Source organism: Pelosinus baikalensis (genome assembly GCF_020819555.1).
GTDB classification, from domain to species: Bacteria; Bacillota; Negativicutes; order DSM-13327; family DSM-13327; genus Pelosinus; species Pelosinus baikalensis.
The window spans coordinates 77528-94189 of sequence record NZ_JAJHJB010000007.1; the positions used below are offsets into that span (position 1 = coordinate 77528).

Annotated in this window: 18 protein-coding genes and 2 riboswitches; of the genes, 11 read left to right on the forward strand and 7 right to left on the reverse strand. The window is 37.3% G+C overall.

What is annotated here, in order from left to right:
- Position 1: 1 nt before the first annotated feature.
- A complete protein-coding gene (locus LMF89_RS07365; RefSeq protein WP_007957695.1) occupies positions 2 to 661 on the reverse strand; it encodes a C40 family peptidase in 660 nt (219 codons plus the stop codon).
- A gap of 327 nt (positions 662 to 988) precedes the next feature.
- Between LMF89_RS07365 and LMF89_RS07360 the strand changes: the two genes are divergently transcribed.
- The 7 genes from LMF89_RS07360 (at position 989) to LMF89_RS07330 (ending at position 8159) form a co-directional block, all read left to right on the forward strand.
- Entirely contained in the window at positions 989 to 1870 is an 882-nt protein-coding gene (locus LMF89_RS07360) for a diacylglycerol/lipid kinase family protein (protein WP_007957693.1), read from the forward strand.
- 181 nt (positions 1871 to 2051) lie between these two features.
- A riboswitch (SAM riboswitch) is annotated at positions 2052 to 2154 on the forward strand.
- Between the two features lie 82 nt (positions 2155 to 2236).
- Positions 2237 to 3373, forward strand: a complete 1137-nt coding sequence (locus LMF89_RS07355) for a trans-sulfuration enzyme family protein (protein WP_229534524.1) — start codon at positions 2237 to 2239, stop codon at positions 3371 to 3373.
- Positions 3374 to 3429: 56 nt separating this feature from the next.
- Positions 3430 to 4572: a trans-sulfuration enzyme family protein gene (locus LMF89_RS07350; protein WP_229534523.1), complete on the forward strand. Its 1143-nt coding sequence runs from the start codon at positions 3430 to 3432 to the stop codon at positions 4570 to 4572.
- Between the two features lie 4 nt (positions 4573 to 4576).
- A complete protein-coding gene (locus LMF89_RS07345; protein ID WP_007931830.1) occupies positions 4577 to 4918 on the forward strand; it encodes a YezD family protein in 342 nt (113 codons plus the stop codon).
- A gap of 242 nt (positions 4919 to 5160) precedes the next feature.
- On the forward strand, positions 5161 to 6102 hold the full coding sequence (gene cysK / locus LMF89_RS07340; RefSeq protein WP_229534522.1) for a cysteine synthase A: 942 nt from the start codon (positions 5161 to 5163) through the stop codon (positions 6100 to 6102).
- A gap of 472 nt (positions 6103 to 6574) precedes the next feature.
- Complete coding sequence (locus LMF89_RS07335; protein ID WP_007957688.1) at positions 6575 to 7510, forward strand: dipeptidase; 936 nt, start codon at positions 6575 to 6577, stop codon at positions 7508 to 7510.
- A 22-nt stretch (positions 7511 to 7532) separates the two neighbouring features.
- Complete coding sequence (locus tag LMF89_RS07330) at positions 7533 to 8159, forward strand: TetR/AcrR family transcriptional regulator (RefSeq protein WP_007957685.1); 627 nt, start codon at positions 7533 to 7535, stop codon at positions 8157 to 8159.
- A gap of 127 nt (positions 8160 to 8286) precedes the next feature.
- On the opposite strand, the gene LMF89_RS07325 is transcribed toward LMF89_RS07330, so the two are convergent.
- Positions 8287 to 8457, reverse strand: a complete 171-nt coding sequence (locus tag LMF89_RS07325; protein WP_007957684.1) for a hypothetical protein — start codon at positions 8455 to 8457, stop codon at positions 8287 to 8289.
- Between the two features lie 424 nt (positions 8458 to 8881).
- Between LMF89_RS07325 and LMF89_RS07320 the strand changes: the two genes are divergently transcribed.
- A complete protein-coding gene (locus tag LMF89_RS07320) occupies positions 8882 to 9652 on the forward strand; it encodes a histidinol phosphate phosphatase (protein WP_007957682.1) in 771 nt (256 codons plus the stop codon).
- Between the two features lie 73 nt (positions 9653 to 9725).
- On the opposite strand, the gene LMF89_RS07315 is transcribed toward LMF89_RS07320, so the two are convergent.
- The 4 genes from LMF89_RS07315 to LMF89_RS07300 form a co-directional block, all read right to left on the reverse strand.
- The gene (locus LMF89_RS07315; protein ID WP_229534521.1) at positions 9726 to 10541 is read right to left on the reverse strand and encodes a MetQ/NlpA family ABC transporter substrate-binding protein; all 816 of its coding nucleotides are present in this window, start codon (positions 10539 to 10541) and stop codon (positions 9726 to 9728) included.
- 20 nt (positions 10542 to 10561) lie between these two features.
- Positions 10562 to 11380, reverse strand: a complete 819-nt coding sequence (locus LMF89_RS07310) for a MetQ/NlpA family ABC transporter substrate-binding protein (RefSeq protein ID WP_229534520.1) — start codon at positions 11378 to 11380, stop codon at positions 10562 to 10564.
- Between the two features lie 68 nt (positions 11381 to 11448).
- Positions 11449 to 12102 (reverse strand): methionine ABC transporter permease, encoded by a 654-nt coding sequence (locus LMF89_RS07305; protein ID WP_007931822.1) that lies wholly within the window; start codon positions 12100 to 12102, stop codon positions 11449 to 11451.
- A complete protein-coding gene (locus tag LMF89_RS07300; RefSeq protein ID WP_007957676.1) occupies positions 12071 to 13129 on the reverse strand; it encodes a methionine ABC transporter ATP-binding protein in 1059 nt (352 codons plus the stop codon). The genes LMF89_RS07305 and LMF89_RS07300 overlap by 32 nt, the downstream gene beginning before the upstream one ends.
- Before the next feature lie 80 nt (positions 13130 to 13209).
- Positions 13210 to 13312, reverse strand: a riboswitch (SAM riboswitch).
- A gap of 147 nt (positions 13313 to 13459) precedes the next feature.
- Here LMF89_RS07300 and LMF89_RS07295 point away from each other — a divergent pair.
- From LMF89_RS07295 to LMF89_RS07285, 3 genes are read left to right on the forward strand one after another with little or no spacing between them, the layout of a single operon-like run.
- A complete protein-coding gene (locus LMF89_RS07295; protein WP_229534519.1) occupies positions 13460 to 13768 on the forward strand; it encodes a YerC/YecD family TrpR-related protein in 309 nt (102 codons plus the stop codon).
- Positions 13769 to 13817: 49 nt separating this feature from the next.
- Positions 13818 to 15014 carry an ATP phosphoribosyltransferase regulatory subunit gene (gene hisZ / locus LMF89_RS07290; RefSeq protein WP_007957672.1) on the forward strand — a complete coding sequence of 399 codons (1197 nt, stop codon included), beginning with the start codon at positions 13818 to 13820 and terminating at the stop codon, positions 15012 to 15014.
- 15 nt (positions 15015 to 15029) lie between these two features.
- The gene (locus tag LMF89_RS07285) at positions 15030 to 15557 is read left to right on the forward strand and encodes an HDIG domain-containing metalloprotein (protein WP_229534518.1); all 528 of its coding nucleotides are present in this window, start codon (positions 15030 to 15032) and stop codon (positions 15555 to 15557) included.
- A gap of 6 nt (positions 15558 to 15563) precedes the next feature.
- Here the strand turns inward: LMF89_RS07285 and LMF89_RS07280 are convergent, their stop codons facing one another.
- Entirely contained in the window at positions 15564 to 16514 is a 951-nt protein-coding gene (locus tag LMF89_RS07280) for a D-2-hydroxyacid dehydrogenase (RefSeq protein ID WP_229534517.1), read from the reverse strand.
- Positions 16515 to 16662: the final 148 nt, after the last annotated feature.

Consider the following 16662-nt stretch of genomic DNA (forward strand, 5'->3'; position numbering starts at 1 on the left):
CTTACTTAATATAGCGGCGTGATCCGATATAATGTTCAGTGTAATAAGCCTCATCTAAAGAGCTGATCGTTACTTGTTTCGCTGCCGAACTTGCGTGAATAAATTGTTGATCACCCATATAAAACCCTACATGAGATGCTCCAGGTTTATAGGTGGTGAAAAATACTAAGTCACCAATTTGTAAATCCTCTTTATCTACAGCAGTACCTTGATTGTATTGTTCGGCTGCTGTCCGAGGAAGGGTAATTCCATTTTTCTTCATAACAAGTTGTGTAAAGCTAGAACAGTCAAGTCCTGAAGTGGGAGATTCTCCGCCAAAAACATAAGGAACTCCCATATAGGTTTTCGCGGTAGCAATAATTGCATCTCCTTTTGAGGAACTAGTTGTTGAATTGCTATCCGTTCCTTGAAATGGCACTGGCTTAATGTTAACGTTAGGATTTTCAGATGTATTGTTCTTTCCTAATAAATTTCCTAATAACATGCCAATTAGAACATTAAGAAGATTAAAGGAAGAACTGCTGTTCTTTGAATTTGAAGAGGATGTTTGCGTGACTGTATTCAAAGGCGAAGCCGCCATAGCAAGCGTTGTAGGCATGATCAGTGTAAAAGAAAAGGTGAAAAGGATAAGAAGTATGATAGGCATACAATATTTCTTCATATAATGACCTCCTAGTCCAATGTACGATTTGTTAGAAACGGCTTCAGGAGTTAATAATCTCTAAATTATTAATCAACTGGCAACGTTACTGACTAGAATAATGATACTAGAGAATATGTATTATGTAAACAGGAAATATCTACAATTGGATTAGGATGAGAGGGATTTGGAGGATTTTACAGATGATTATGATTGCTGGGCTAGGTCGTTCAAATAATTTAGTTATCGGATAATTGTTGTAGACTTTCTACTGAAGAATGAATTACAATAATAAGGTATGAATCCTATTATACATAGTAGTGATTGGGGCAAGGAGGAGGAATCATATTGCGAAAATTTATCCTTGTATATAATCCAATATCAGGTGATGCTAGTTTTAAATTTAAATTGGACAATGTAATTGAGGCTTTTCAAAAAGAAGATTGTATCATAATTCCCCTCAGGGTTAGCAATGAGCAAGAGAGTGATGCTTTTATCATGCTGGTAAAAGAAATTGCTGTAGATGGTATTATCGTATCCGGTGGGGATGGTACCATCCATAGTGTAATAAATAATATGCTCAGACAGGAAATAGACCTGCCCCTAGGTATTATTCCAAGTGGTACATCTAACGATTTTGCAGCGTATTTGCAGTTAGATAAAAATATTGATACTTGTGTAGAGACAATTACAAAGGGACAGCGTAAGAGAATTGATGTAGGTAAAGTCAATGATGAATACTTTTTCAATGTTGCTAGTGCTGGATTGATGACATCAGTAGCTCATAATGCAGATAGTATGCTGAAAAACACGTTGGGGAAAATTGCATATTATTTAAAGGGACTTGGAGAATTACCTAATTTTAAAGCATTAAAAATGCGAATTATTACAGAACAGCAAATCATTGAGGAAGATATTTTTTTATTTTTAATAATGAATAGTGGTACTGTTGGCGGATTTCCTAATTTGGTACCTCATGCTAAAATTGATGATGGAAAATTGGACGTACTTATTGTGAAAAAGTGTAATCTGCCTGAATTAATGAGTTTGTTTATTAGCTTTTTAAAAGGTATTCACTGTAATAGTAAATATGTTACTTGTCTACAGGCGGAAACTATTTATATAGAATGTGCTGAAGAAGTAGAAAGCGACTTAGATGGAGAACTGGGTCCCAAGCTGCCTCTTAGCGTTACGATACTACCCAGAAAGATTGAAGTTTTCTGTTCCTAGTCAAGAAAGTATATAGACCCCTTTGTGTCCTTTGCGTCTTTGTGGTTCAATTCGTTTTATATGTTTTATTCGCTGAGTTGATTAACAAAATTAAAACTAAAATCGCTAAAAGGCATTAAAAGTGTAAATGGAATATTGACCACATAGAATACCATATGGTATAATCTTAAAAATGAATAAGCTCTTATCGAGAGTGGTCGAGGGACTGGCCCGATGACACCCAGCAACCGGCAGTAATGCAGTGGTGCTAATTCCAGCAGGATGAGAATCCTGACAGATAAGAGGAAGATGGTTGCTTTAAATAAACCTCTTTCCTCGGAAAGGGGTTTATTTAATTTAAAAAAAATAAAGATTCAGGAGGTATTTATGAAACAAAATTCAAAAATTGTGCATATTGGGGTCTGTACAGATGAAAAAACGGGAGCAATAAGCACTCCTGTATATCAATCAGCAACGTTTCGTCATCCCGCTCTTGGTGAGAGCACGGGGTTTGATTATACTCGTAGCCAGAACCCAACAAGAAAAGTATTAGAAGAAGGGATTGCTACACTGGAAAATGGTGCAGTCGGTTTGGCATTTGCTTCGGGGATGGCTGCGATTACGGCTATATTAATGTTGTATAAGACCGGAGATCACTTGGTGGTTGTAGAAGACTGCTATGGTGGTACATATCGGGTCATTGATAAAATATTTAGTAATTTTGGCTTAACAGTAAGTTTTGTAGATGGCAGTAACATAGAAGAAGTTGCACAGAGTATTACACCTGCTACTAAAGCAATATTGGTAGAAACACCTACCAATCCGTTAATGAAGATTGTCGATATTCGTGCTATTGTAAAATTAGTCAAAGGAAACAATATTCAAGTTATCGTTGATAATACGTTCTTAACACCATATTTTCAACGTCCCTTAGATTTGGGAGCTGATGTGGTAATTCACAGTGGCAGTAAGTATTTAGCGGGTCATAACGACTTGGTCTGCGGATTAGTTGTTGCTCGGGATGCCGATTTAGGTGCCTCGATACGTTACATCCAAAATTCAACAGGAGGAATTTTGGGACCTAATGATAGTTGGCTATTGATTCGCAGTATGAAAACATTGGCATTGCGGATGGAAAAGCATAATGAAAACTCGCAAACTATTGCGCAGTGGCTGACTCGTCATCCCAAAGTTGTTAAGGTGTACTACCCAGGATTAGCTGATCATCAAGGCAAAGATATACATGATAGTCAATCATCTGGTTATGGCGGTATGCTGTCTTTTGTAGTAGATCATCCGGAAAGGGTTAAGCAAGTACTGCGTAAAGTACAAATGATTCGCTTTGCAGAAAGCCTTGGTGGAGTAGAATCTCTGATCACTTTACCGGCGGTTCAAACTCATGCTGACGTGCCGATTGAGGTTCGTGAACGTTTGGGAATATCCGATTGTTTATTACGCTTATCAATCGGAATTGAAGATGCCAATGATATCATTAATGACTTAGAACAAGCATTAGCAGATTAAAACCCATCGTTATAGAAAAAAAGTACTAGTCATAGAATCTTTAAGAGGTGAATAAGGTGAAAGAGAAAGATTTTGCTACAAAATTATTGCATGTCGGAGTGGAAATAGATGCCCATACGGGAGCGGTGAGTACACCGATCTATCAGGTTTCCACTTTTCATCAGAATATTGATCAGCCACAAGAATATGAATATTCTCGGTCGGGTAATCCCACACGTAAGGCGCTGGAAACAACTATCGCTGAATTAGAAGAGGGAATTGCCGGTTTTGCATTTGCCTCTGGTATTGCTGCTGTTTCAACTGCACTATTATTATTTCAGCAGGGAGATCATATCTTGGCACCGAAGGATGTGTATGGCGGTACCTATCGCTTGTTAAGCAAGGTGTGTGGTAAATGGGGAATTGACCATACGTTTGTTGATACTACCGATTTAAAAGAAATTGAAAAAGCTGTAAAAAGCAATACAAAGGCGATCGTATTGGAAAGTCCATCAAATCCTTTGCTAAAAGTAAGTGATTTGCCGCAAATTTGTGCTTGGGCGAAGAGCAAAGGTATTATTACCATTGTAGATAATACTTTTATGACACCTTATTTACAAAGACCTTTAACCTTTGGCGCCGATATTGTAGTGCATAGTGCCACTAAGTTTTTAGCTGGGCATAGTGATGTAGTAGCTGGATTGATTGCGACCAATAGTAAAAAACTTGCCGATGAATTGTATTTTTTGCAAAATGCATTAGGTGCCGTTTTGGGACCTCAAGATTGTTGGTTAACAATGAGGGGAATCAAAACATTAAAAGTGAGAATGGATCATTCACAACAGGCGGCATTAAAAATTGCTAAAGCACTAGCTGAACATCCAAATGTGAAAGCCGTTCACTACCCGGGCTTACCAGAAGATCCCGGATATGAATTATTAAAAGGGCAAGCTGCAGGATTTGGTGCTGTATTATCATTTGAAGTGGAATCCGCTGCGCTAGCAAAGCGAATTATGCGGAATGTGAAGCTGTCAGCAGTTGCTGTGAGTCTTGGCAGTGTGGAATCTATTTTGTCTTATCCTGTATCCATGTCTCATGCAGCCATAGAACCTCATGTTCGCCAGGCACTAGGTATCAGTGATGGTTTATTGCGATTATCTGTAGGCTTAGAAGATGCAAATGATCTTTTGGCAGATTTAACATCGGCAATGGAGGAGTAAGAGTATGCAAGAAAAAATCTCATTTCCTGCAAAAGCATTAGCAGTAATTGATCAGAGTATACAAAATATTAGTTTTGGTGAGATTGTTCTAATTGTTCAAGACGGACATATTATTCAAATTGAACGTACAGAAAAAATTATTATTTCTAGTCAGAAGAACTTTCAGCAAGGGAAAAAGAATACAGAAGAAATTAACCTTCTTCGTAAAAAAATTTTAGGGGAATTATCGCATTTACAATATGGTCAACTAGTTGTAAAAATCAAGGATGGTAAGGCAGTGCAGATTGAAAAAACAGAAAAACGGCGTTTCCCAGAGGTAGAAGGTGTTTATGGTGATGGTATATAAAAGCAGGTGACATAGGTGAAATTTCACAGGTCAAGACTCGTATTTCAACGCAATTTTACTTTTTAAAATATAATATTAAATTGACAAAGTGGAGTATTTATGATTAAATATGCTTATAATATTATTAGTTAGCCGATTAGAAAACTGAAGGCTAAGGAAATGTTCTTTTGTAGGACTTCCTTAGCCTTTTTCTTTTCTGTCAAAAAAATAAATATAAAAATAAAAAATGGGGGTCGTGTAACATGGCTAAGATTGCAAAACAGTTGACTGATCTTATTGGCAATACGCCGCTGCTGGAACTTACTAAATATAATGGTGAAAAGGGCTTGGCTGCAAAAGTAATTGCTAAATTAGAGTATTTCAATCCGCTCAGCAGTGTAAAAGATCGTATTGGTTACGCTATGATTGCGGATGCAGAAAAGCAAGGATTAATTAATAAAGATACAATAATAATTGAACCTACCAGCGGTAACACTGGTATTGCTTTAGCCTTTGTAGCTGCAGCACGAGGCTATAAATTAGTATTGTGTATGCCAGATACAATGAGTATCGAAAGACGGAATCTTTTAAAAGCTTTAGGCGCTGAACTGGTATTAACTCCTGGGGCAGAAGGGATGAAAGGAGCTATCGGTAAGGCAGAGCAACTGGCTGCAGAAAATAGCAACTCCATTATCCTACAACAATTTAAGAACCCATCCAATCCGGAAATACATAGGCAGACTACTGCTGAAGAAATCTGGAGAGACACGGATGGAGAAGTCGATATCTTTATTTCTGGTGTAGGTACTGGCGGTACGATCACAGGTGTGGCTGAAGTACTAAAGAAAAAGAAACCAAGTGTTAAGATTGTTGCTGTTGAACCTTTTGATTCACCTGTTTTATCAGGAGGCAAACCAGGTCCTCATAAAATTCAAGGCATTGGTGCTGGGTTTGTTCCTGCTGTAATTAACCTTGACGTTATAGATGAAATTTTTGGTGTTCGTAATGAAGATGCTTTTGCAACTTCCAGGGAACTTGGTAAAACAGAAGGCTTATTAGTAGGGATTTCAAGCGGTGCAGCAGTTTATGCAGCTGTTCAGATCGCAGCACGTCCTGAGAACAAAGGAAAAAACATTGTTGTCTTATTGCCTGACTCAGGAGAACGATACTTGTCTAATCCAGAGCTTTTTCAACAAGAGTCTTAAGATATAGCTTTGATATAGACATTTAGCTCGCAGCTTATTTATAAAGAAGACTTGATTCAGATGGAGTTTTAACTCCACCTGAATCTTTAGTCGCACTTATACAGGGACCTAGTCGCTCTTAAGTCCCGCTTGGAGAAGATGGGAGTCTTAGAGCGACTTGGTCATCGGATAAAAGAGAACGAATGCCATAGTTTATTTCAAGTATCCCAATTTCCTTATACGCTTGTTGGGATACTTTGTTATGAATTGTGGCATTTTGTGTTGCGCGGAAATTAGAATTCCAAGGGAAGGAAACTTGAAATGAGAGAATTTTCAGCGAATACGCATAAATATAATTCCTCGTCATTGTCAGGTACCATTTGGAATGGTATAATGAATTGAATTAAAAGTAGCTCTGCCTTGTGTACAGCAGAGCTTTGTTTAAGTTTGTGCTTTGACCATCATTCAGTATATGTAGGACGGTGAATGTAATATGAAAATTATTGATTTACATTGTGATACAATACTGCACTTAATGGATCAACCGCATTTGAATTTATATCATAATAATCTAAGTGTAGATATAGAAAAATTACAAGCTGGTAATGCTTTGGCACAATTTTTTGCATTGTATATTGATTTAGCAAAGCAAGAAAATCCATTACAGTATTGTTTAAGTATGGTTGATGTTTTTCATCGAGAGATGAAGATTCAGCAGCCATATATTGCCCTAGCACAGAATTATCAGGATCTGCTTTTTAATCAGCAAGCTGGAAAAATATCTGCCTTTCTTACGATTGAAGAAGGGGGAGCTTTACAAGGGCGCTTGGAGAATCTGCGGAATTTTTATCGGTTGGGTGTGCGGCTACTGACATTGACTTGGAATTACCCTAATGAGATTGGTTATCCCAATGTTGAAGAACGGTATGGGGTGCAGGGCTTAACGGATTTTGGTAAAGAAGTAGTTGCCCAAATGAATCATTTAGGTATGATTATTGATGTTTCTCATCTTTCTGATCAAGGATTTTATGATGTTGCTGCCTTGTCAAACAAGCCTTTTGTTGCTTCCCATTCTAATGCCCGTGCAATCAGAGGACATCGGCGTAATCTAACTGATGATATGATTACTCTGCTGGCGCAAAAAGATGGAATCATGGGGATCAATTTTTCAGGAAACTTTTTGGCTGGATCAAATTGGAGCAAAGTGGATGATATGGTACGCCATATTAAACATGTTGTGAAGATCGGCGGTATTGATGTGGTGGCTTTAGGAACAGATTTCGATGGTATTGAATACCAGTTGGAAATCTCTCATCTTGGTAATATTGATAAATTGATAAATGCACTTGTTTGCAATGGGTTTACCACAGGCGATATCGAAAAAATTTGTTATAAGAATGCAATAAGAATTATAAAAGAATGTTTATGAAATTCGTACTTTGGAGGCAGAAATGAAGCATATTCGCGAAAATATTGGTTTCCATGATTCACAAAATAAACGACAGCAGATACTTGAGGCAGCTTATGCTGTATTTTCCAGCAAAGGTTACCATCGAGCTACAGTAGATGAAATTATTGCTTTAGCCGATACTGGCAAAGGTACAGTATACAATTATTTTGTCAATAAAGAACAGCTTTTTTATACCTTGATTAAGGAATGTAGTATGCCTTTTCAAGTCATTATTGAAGGTATTGTTAATTCTTCTGATCCTCCTTTAGAAAAGGTAGAAACAATAATTAAAGCATTTCTGGAGTTTTATGCAAAGCATGCTAACTTATGGCGTGTTATGATGCATGAAGTACGTGGATTTGGTGCTGCCGGATCATCGAATTTTACCCAAGAGCAGTTAGATAAATATCAAGCCTGTTTTTGTGAGACGATTGGTATGATTGAAAAAGTACTATTAGAAGCCCAAAGCAAAGGATTTATTCGTGAAAGCTGTGATGCTACAAGGGCTGCTCATGGTTTGTTTAGTGTTATCGTTACCTTTGTATTTCGCGATTTTGTGGATAAAAATATTGGTGAAACAGCACATACTATTACTGAACTTTTTTTGTATGGTGCAGCTGATCGGTAAAAAAATTTGGAAATAATTGACTCGGCAGTCAAGGGCCCAAAGCAGTTATGATAGAATAAAAATGAGGACTTGACCCATAGGGTCAAGTCCTTATTTTTATATGATTTTTTGCTACGGAGCTTTAGCTTTAATTAAGTTGTTTGGTTATGAAAAACACGACCGCTAATAAAGGAAAAATAACCAGCAGCAACGGATTTCCGCTTTGAAATAAGAGAAATAATAAGCTAGTAGCTAATAAAGGAATAACTACCCAAATACAGAAGGCGGAAAAGAGATCGCTGATCCTTTCTCTGGCCATAGTGAAAACCCCCCTGCTGTGGTATTATCCGTACAATGTTCATTGAACTATTCAATGTGACAAGCACATTGGTTGATGTTATACATATGAAAATATGGATTCCACTATCTTGTACATTGGCAGATCTTCTTCATTGTTCAATGGAATCACCCCCTATGCTAATATCATACAATTTCTTTAAAAAGGATTGTATTTATTAAGCTTGTCTTTAGTATAATACAAAGAAAAACATTCTTCAAGAGCTTTGAATGTATACATGAAGAATATTTTAATAGTATATAAAAATACAATAGAATACAATATGAATTGGTTTTTTGAAAATTTATAGATATATAGTAAATTAGGCCATAAGCAGGATTTTCTTTCATTTTTGTATAAAATAAGAGATGGGATAAAATTGATGTGAAAATCCGGGAGGTAAAAAATGTTATTTGATAGCCATATGCACACCTGTTTTTCTACAGATTCAAAAATGGAAATGACTGATGCTGTAGCAAGGGCAGAGAAATTAAATATAGGAATTATTGTTACGGAACATATGGATATTGCATATCCTGAACCGATGGCTTTTATTTTTGATGTAGAAAAATATTTTTCCCAGTATGCTGCGTATCGTAATGAAAAAGTTCTGCTAGGTATAGAAATAGGTATGCGTTCGGATTGTTTAGAAGAAAATTGTCGATTGGTAGAGAGGTATCCTTTTGACTATGTCATTGGATCAGTACATGTAATTGATAATATTGATCTATATACTCCAGACTTTTATCAAGGAAGAAGTAAACAAGAAGTGTATGAACATTATTTTAATGCTATGAAACAATGTGTGACCTGTTATGATGGTATCCATAGTTTAGGGCATATTGATTATATTGCCAGATATGCACGTTTTGCAGACCCAGAAATCTACTATAATGAATTTAGTGATAGTATTGATGAGATTTTAACGGTTTTAGCCCAGAAAGAAAAAGCCCTGGAGATTAATACTAGGCGCTTGGGGAATAAAGCAGCAGTAGAGACGATATTGCCGGTCTATAAGCGCTTTTATGAACTGGGAGGACGTATCGTAACAATTGGGTCCGATGCTCACCATGTTAAAGATGTTGGCAGAGATCTACAGGTAGGGTTAGAGATTGCGGAACGCTCCAATCTGAATGTTGTATACTTCAAAGAAGGGAAGGCTCAGTTTCAGAAATAAACGAATGGTAGCTCCCTCGAATCGCCAGATGGTAAAAATATCCCCTCCATATATTCTCATGGAGGGGATATTTTTACCAAGCTGTTATTACGGTACCTTGAAAATGTTCATCCACAAAGGTTTTAATCTCTTGTGATTGATAGGCTGTAACGATTTTTTCCAGGTCCTTATGATTGATATTTTTAGCACCAGCGACTAAAAGATTTACATATGGTGAATATATATCTTCCAATGCTAGTGCATCTTTGGTTGGCAGCAAGTCAATTTTTGCAGCATAATTGGCATTGATAAGGACAATATCTACCTTATCGATCATCGAAGTGATCTGTGTGGCATCCATTTGTATAAAACTAAGATTCTTAGGATTCTCAACAATATCATCAAGGGTTCTTAGAGAATCTGTTGTTTTTCTGCAGACAATAAGACCGGCTTTTTCCAATAACAGCAGGGCCCGGCTGCCATTCCATAAATCCTGAGGAATAGCAACTTTACTGCCTGTTGGCAATGCGCTAAGATTATGTATTTTTTTAGCATAGATCCCCATTGGTAATAGAAACGTTTTAGCAATCGGAACAATTGCATAGTTGTGATCATCGAGTACTCTATCAAGATAAGGTTGATTCTGAAAACTATTAAGACTTATTTCTCCGCGGTGTAAAGACTCATTAAGCTTGCTGTAATCAGTAAATACAACAATTTGCAGATCAATACCATCTTTTGCGACGATCGTTTTAACTAGGTTCATAATTGCAAAATGGGGACCGGCCGTAACCCCTACTTTTATTGGTCTATATACACGAATCATATGCAATGAACTATGCCATGACAGCAATGCCGCGATACTTGCCAGTATAAAAAAAGTAGTGACGATTTGTAACCGCTTCCCCATAAAGGTTCCCTCCAGAATGATTAGAATGCTGGTATTACAGCACCTTGATATTTTTCGTTAATGAATTTTTTAACTTCGTCAGATGTTAGAGCTTTTGTTAATTTCTGAATTTCAGGGCGATTTTCGTCACCTTTACGTATGGTCAAGATATTAGCATAAGGAGAATCTTTTGGTTCGAGGAATAGAGCATCCTTAGTTGGTACTAATTTAGCTTCCAGAGCATAGTTGGTATTGATAACAGCAATGGTTACATCTTCAAGTACACGAGGAAGTTGAGGAGCCTCTAATTCACTAATTTGAATGTTTTTAGAATTGGTTACAATATCACTTACAGTAGCGCTAACGCCTACGCCGTCTTTTAATTTAATAAGTCCTGCCTTTTCTAAGATAGCTAGAGCACGACCGCCATTTGTAGGATCGTTAGGAATAGCTACTTTAGCGCCAGTTGCCAATTCATTCAAATTTTTAATTTTCTTTGAATAAATTCCCATTGGTTCAATGTGAATGGCAGCAGTGTAGGTTAATGCCAAATTACGTTCTGTTGAGAATTTATTTAAGTAAGGAATATGCTGGAAGAAGTTTGCATCCAATTCTTTTTCGGCTACTGCAATATTTGGTTTTACATAATCTGTAAACTCAACAATCTGTAAGTCGATTCCCTCTTTAGCTAAGATTGGTTTTACTACATTTAAAATTTCCGCATGAGGAACAGGAGTAGCACCAACTTTTAATACAGTAGTTTTAGCAGCAGGAGAAGCAGGAGCTTCTTTTTGACCGCAACCGCTTACTAATAGTCCTAGACTAAGAATTCCAATAAGAACAAGAAATAGCTTTTTCATAATAATAACCCTCCTAAGTGTATTTGGTGTTTTTTATAGAAAGCCTAAATCAGTAAATTAGGCTGCTTCTATTTCTTGTTTAGACGGTTCGATATATAGTCACCAGTGGATTGAACAATTTGTACTTGAGCAATTAAAATAACCACTGTAATTAACATGATATCGGCGCGAAAGCGCTGGTAACCATAACGAATTGCTAAATCACCTAAACCACCACCGCCAATTGCTCCTGCCATTGCTGAGTAGCCAATTAGACTAATAATAGTGAGGGTGAGTCCTAGAACAATCGCAGGTAAGGACTCAGGAATGAGAACCTTTGTAATGATTTCTCTTGGGGATGCTCCCATAGCTTGGGCAGCTTCGATTACGCCGTAGTCCACTTCTTTAAGGGCTGATTCTACTATACGAGCCACAAAAGGAATGGCAGCAATACTTAATGGTACAATGGCAGCATTTGTTCCAATGGATGTACCTACTAGTAACCTGGTTACCGGTATAATTGCCACCATTAGAATAATAAATGGTGTAGAGCGGGTTGCGTTTACAATAGCACCTAAGATTCGATTGAGAGGCGTATTCTCTAAAATATGTCCCTTATTAGTAGTAACTAGTATAATTCCTAGGGGTATGCCTAACAGCGCAGAAATAAAACTAGAAACAGCAACCATATACGTGGTTTCCCATAAAGACTTAGCCAACAGCACGAGCATTTCTTGCGACATAACCAATCACCTCAATTCCTAATTCACGTGTTTTTAAATAACTAAGGGCTTGCTGCAAAGAGGCTTGCTCACCCGATAATTCTACAATTAATGTACCGAAAGGTATTGTTTGAATATGATCAATATTTCCGTACAAAATACTAGCATCAATAGTAAAGCGGCGAATCATGCTGGAAATAACCGGCTCTTCTGTAGAATGTCCAATAAAAGACAAGCGCAATATTAAATTACTATCAGCAGATGGTTCCGATGCCAGAGTAATCTCTTTGAAAAAGTCAGGCAGGTTATGATTAATAATAGAGCTAATAAATTCCTTTGTGGTATTGGATTGCGGTTGGGTAAAAATATCAATTACCTTACCTTGCTCAATGATCTTACCACCCTCAATTACAGCGACTTGGTTACAAATTTCTTTAATAACCTGCATTTCGTGGGTAATGAGGACGATGGTAAGTTGGAACTTACGATTGATATCCTTTAAGAGCTCTAAAATCGATTTTGTGGTTTGAGGGTCGAGAGCTGAAGTCGCTTCATCGCATAATAATACTTTAGGATGGTTAGCCAAAGCTCTTGCAATGCCTACTCGTTGTTTTTGTCCGCCACTTAATTGTGCTGGATATTGATCTTTTTTATCACTTAACCCTACCAATTCTAATAGATGCAATACCTCTTTATTAATATCTTCTTTACTGCGTTTCGCCAATTCCAAGGGGAAGGCTATGTTTTGGTATACAGTACGTGAAGATAATAGATTGAAATGTTGAAAGATCATGCCAATCTTTTTACGCTGTTCTCGGAGTTCTTGCTCGTTTAATGAAGTTAATTCTTGACCATCTACTGTAACAATACCTTTAGTAGGGCTTTCTAGCATATTGATGCAGCGGACTAATGTGCTTTTCCCCGCACCGCTGGTTCCAATAATGCCGAAAATTTCTCCTTGTTTCACTGATAAGTTAACGCCTCGTAAGGCATGAATTGTACCGTTGTCGCTTTGATAGACCTTTTCTATATCTTGTAGTTTAATCAATGGAATAGCTCCCTTCCTATTATTTCTGAAATAACAAAAAAACCGCTCCATAAATGAAGCGTGTTATCAAACTGAATTGCGCTTCATCTATCAGGAATCAATCCTGTGGATTTGGCACCGTTTCACAAGTGAATGGTTGCCGCAGCTTCATTGGGCCATTCCCTCAACTGCTCTTGATGAAAGATATTAACTTACTAATAAACATATTAGCAGTTCTATAAAATAGTGTCAAGAAAAAAATGACTTTGCAAATGGGAAATCATAATGTTATAATTTCACTAAGTAAAGCTTAAAAGTAATAAAGGATTTAATAGAATGGGGGAAAGAAAAATGCCTACAAATCCCAAATTGAAAGATGACTTAACGGATCAGTTATTTCGTTCTATTTTATTTTTAGAAAATCAAGAAGAATGTTATCAATTTTTTGAAGATATTTGTACCGTAAGTGAATTAAAATCTCTCGCCCAACGCATGGAAGTAGCTCGTATGTTAAGAGCTGGCCATACGTATGATGACATTGTAGACAAAACAGGAGCTAGTACTGCAACAATTAGTCGGGTAAAGCGTTGTTTACACTATGGTGCTGATGGGTATAAGTTTATGTTAGAAAGACTCGAAGGTCAAAAAGATCATAAGTAAACAGCATGCAAAGTATTATCTAAGAGAACATTAAATTACTGGGATAGGGGTGTTTCTATTTATGAAGCAACATGAATTTGTTCCTCAGGTTCCATATGGAACAAGAGATTTCTTACCGAGAGAGGCTAGTCAGAAACGTGCTGTGGAAGGGGCTTTGGCTCAGTTATTTGCAAATTGGGGATATGATGAAGTTGTTACTCCCACAATTGAATATTTGGAAACGATGACTGTTGGAGTAGGAAACGACTTAGATCAGCATATGTTTAAATTCTTTGATAAAAATAATCGTATATTGGCACTTCGCCCAGATATGACAACTCCTATGGCCCGTGTGGCGGCTACCCGATTTAAAGGTAGTCCAAGCCCAATGAAACTGTTTTATATAACGAATGTCTTTCGCTATGAACAAGCTCAAGCAGGCAGGCAATGTGAATTTTATCAGGCCGGAGTGGAAATTATGGGTGCATCAGAGCCGGCAGCTGATGCCGAGGTCATTGCATTAGCAGTGGAATCGATGTTGAAATCTGGTTTGCAGAAATTTCAAATTGGTTTAGGGCAAGTTGATTTTATTAATGGAATTATGGAGCAGAGTGAACTTTCTCTCGTGCAAAGGCAGCAGATTAAACATGCAATGGTAACGCGTGATTTAGTGGGATTAGGTGAAATACTTGTTAAGAGTGGTCTTAGCCAAAGTGATCAGACTTTACTGAAACATATTCCATTACTTCATGGCAGAGAAGATATGCTCAAACAGGCCTATAGTATGGTAACAAATGATAAAAGTCGTAGAGCCTTAGATAACTTAGCCAATATTTATCACCTATTAGAAAACTATGGTGTTTCCCAATATGTTGACTTTGATTTAGGAATCATTCGTGATTTTGAATATTATACAGGAATGGTATTTGAAGGTTATACGCCAGGACTTGGATTTCCAATCTGTGGTGGTGGGCGGTACGATACTATGTTAAATTCATTTGGGATGAATTGTGGGGCTACTGGCTTTGCCTTAGGTATTGAACGAGTACTATTAGCATTAGAGCGCCAGGGGATTGACGGTACTCAAAATTGTAAAGGTATTTACATTGGATGGAATAAAGAAAACCTGGTGAAAGCAATAAAACAGGCTGATACTTTGCGTGATTCAGGTTGCAGCGTAGAATTAGCCGTTATTCCAGAATCTTGTGCACAAGCAAAAGAGAGTCAGAAAAGTAAAGGGTATGAAAAGCTGGTGTATGTAGAATAATGGGTGGATCAACAGATGTTATATAGAATAAAACAGGTGTTTGCTGCACTTACCGCTTCGATTACACCAAAAGATAGAGAATTTATTGAACAGCATTTAAGCTCAAAAGCGCAAAATTTGTTTTGGGCGATGAATGTGCCAGATCAGCGGCACGTTCTGAATGTGGCATATACAGCACTGCATTTGGCAGATAATCATTCAAATGTAAATAGTAAACTATTGGTGAAATGTGCCTTGCTTCATGATGTGGGAAAAGTGAAAGGCGATGTTAGTACAGTTGATAAAATCATAACTGTTATAGGGGATTATTTTTTTCCTAATCAATTAAGAAAATGGGGAAAGCAGGGGCGAGGAAGTAAGGTCGCAAATCTTCGCCATGCTTTTTATATTTATTTTCATCATGCTGCTATTAGTGCTGGTATGTTGAGGGAAATTGGTGAGAGTCCTGAGATGATTGAAATAATTGCTAAACATCATAAAACTCCAGCAGAAAATGATCCACTGGAGTTAACGCTGCTTAGAGAGTCTGACAGTATGCATTGAAAAAAGTTAATAACCCTTTACCTTATCAATGATATTTAACATTTCTTTGTTTTGCTGAAATCTGGACAGGTTATCGGCGAAGAGCTTGACAGCTCTGTCCAGGTAGCTTGGTGATAGGGCTGCTACATGGGGGGTAATGATTACGTTTTGCATATCCCATAGAGGGGAAGAATCAGAAAGAGGCTCTTCATCAAAAACATCTAGACATGCACCTTTTATCAAGCCTTGCTCTAAAGCGGTTATCAAATCATCTTGTTTAATGATACCGCCTCGGGCAATGTTGATGAAATAAGCAGATGGTTTCATAACGGAAAACTCGTTTATCGTAAATAAATGTTTCGTTTCTTTTAATAAAGGCAGGGCTGTGACTACAAAATCGGAAAATGAAAGTAGTTCATGGAGTTTTTCAGGAGGATAGAGTTCATCAACAAATAGCTCTTTTGTCATGGTTTGTTTGCTGGCGACAACTTTCATTCCCAGACCTTTGGCCTTTTTAGCAATTTCTCGTCCGATACTGCCAAGACCTACGATACCGATGGTTTTGTCATGAATTTCGTCAACGATTGTCCGCTTCCATTGGTGCTTTGCTTGTTGCCGAATAAATACATCCAATCCTCTCGTAAAAACGAGCATCATAGCAAAAACATGTTCTGAAACTGGAATGCCATGAATACCTCTTGAATTGGTTATTATCGTGTTGGCATTTTGAATTTCAGGAAAGATCAAACCTTCAACTCCTGCGCTTAGGCTATGTATCCATGTTAATTTAGGGGCAGCAAGATAGAGGGGACGAACATCCATGGACCCCCAAGGAACTAAAATATCAATGTCTCGAATGTGCTCTGCAGCTTTTTCATAATCACATGTTATGATATTGCTGTTAGGAGCACTACTTTGAATTATTTTCATATGACGGTCTGCTAAGTTGTTGATTACAAGAATATTTAAGTTGGGCATAATATGACACCCCTTTATGTATATTTTAAAACTGAATCATAGGGTCTATAATTTACTGGTTCAAAATAAAAGTTTTAGCATTCTTATGAAAGATGATTCTACATATGCATCTAAAAATCCTACATTTATATTGACGAATATTTTAACA

Bases quoted from the DNA above. Each gene is read 5' to 3' on its own strand.
- LMF89_RS07315 (WP_229534521.1), bottom strand. From the start codon at position 10,541: ATGGGGAAGCGGTTACAAATCGTCACTACTTTTTTTATACTGGCAAGT.
- LMF89_RS07330 (WP_007957685.1), top strand. From the start codon at position 7,533: ATGAAGCATATTCGCGAAAATATTGGTTTCCATGATTCACAAAATAAA.
- LMF89_RS07310 (WP_229534520.1), bottom strand. From the start codon at position 11,380: ATGAAAAAGCTATTTCTTGTTCTTATTGGAATTCTTAGTCTAGGACTA.
- cysK (WP_229534522.1), top strand. From the start codon at position 5,161: ATGGCTAAGATTGCAAAACAGTTGACTGATCTTATTGGCAATACGCCG.
- LMF89_RS07325 (WP_007957684.1), bottom strand. From the start codon at position 8,457: ATGGCCAGAGAAAGGATCAGCGATCTCTTTTCCGCCTTCTGTATTTGG.
- LMF89_RS07335 (WP_007957688.1), top strand. From the start codon at position 6,575: ATGAAAATTATTGATTTACATTGTGATACAATACTGCACTTAATGGAT.
- LMF89_RS07295 (WP_229534519.1), top strand. From the start codon at position 13,460: ATGCCTACAAATCCCAAATTGAAAGATGACTTAACGGATCAGTTATTT.
- LMF89_RS07285 (WP_229534518.1), top strand. From the start codon at position 15,030: ATGTTATATAGAATAAAACAGGTGTTTGCTGCACTTACCGCTTCGATT.
- LMF89_RS07305 (WP_007931822.1), bottom strand. From the start codon at position 12,102: ATGTCGCAAGAAATGCTCGTGCTGTTGGCTAAGTCTTTATGGGAAACC.
- LMF89_RS07365 (WP_007957695.1), bottom strand. From the start codon at position 661: ATGAAGAAATATTGTATGCCTATCATACTTCTTATCCTTTTCACCTTT.
- LMF89_RS07280 (WP_229534517.1), bottom strand. From the start codon at position 16,514: ATGCCCAACTTAAATATTCTTGTAATCAACAACTTAGCAGACCGTCAT.
- LMF89_RS07345 (WP_007931830.1), top strand. From the start codon at position 4,577: ATGCAAGAAAAAATCTCATTTCCTGCAAAAGCATTAGCAGTAATTGAT.
- LMF89_RS07355 (WP_229534524.1), top strand. From the start codon at position 2,237: ATGAAACAAAATTCAAAAATTGTGCATATTGGGGTCTGTACAGATGAA.
- LMF89_RS07320 (WP_007957682.1), top strand. From the start codon at position 8,882: ATGTTATTTGATAGCCATATGCACACCTGTTTTTCTACAGATTCAAAA.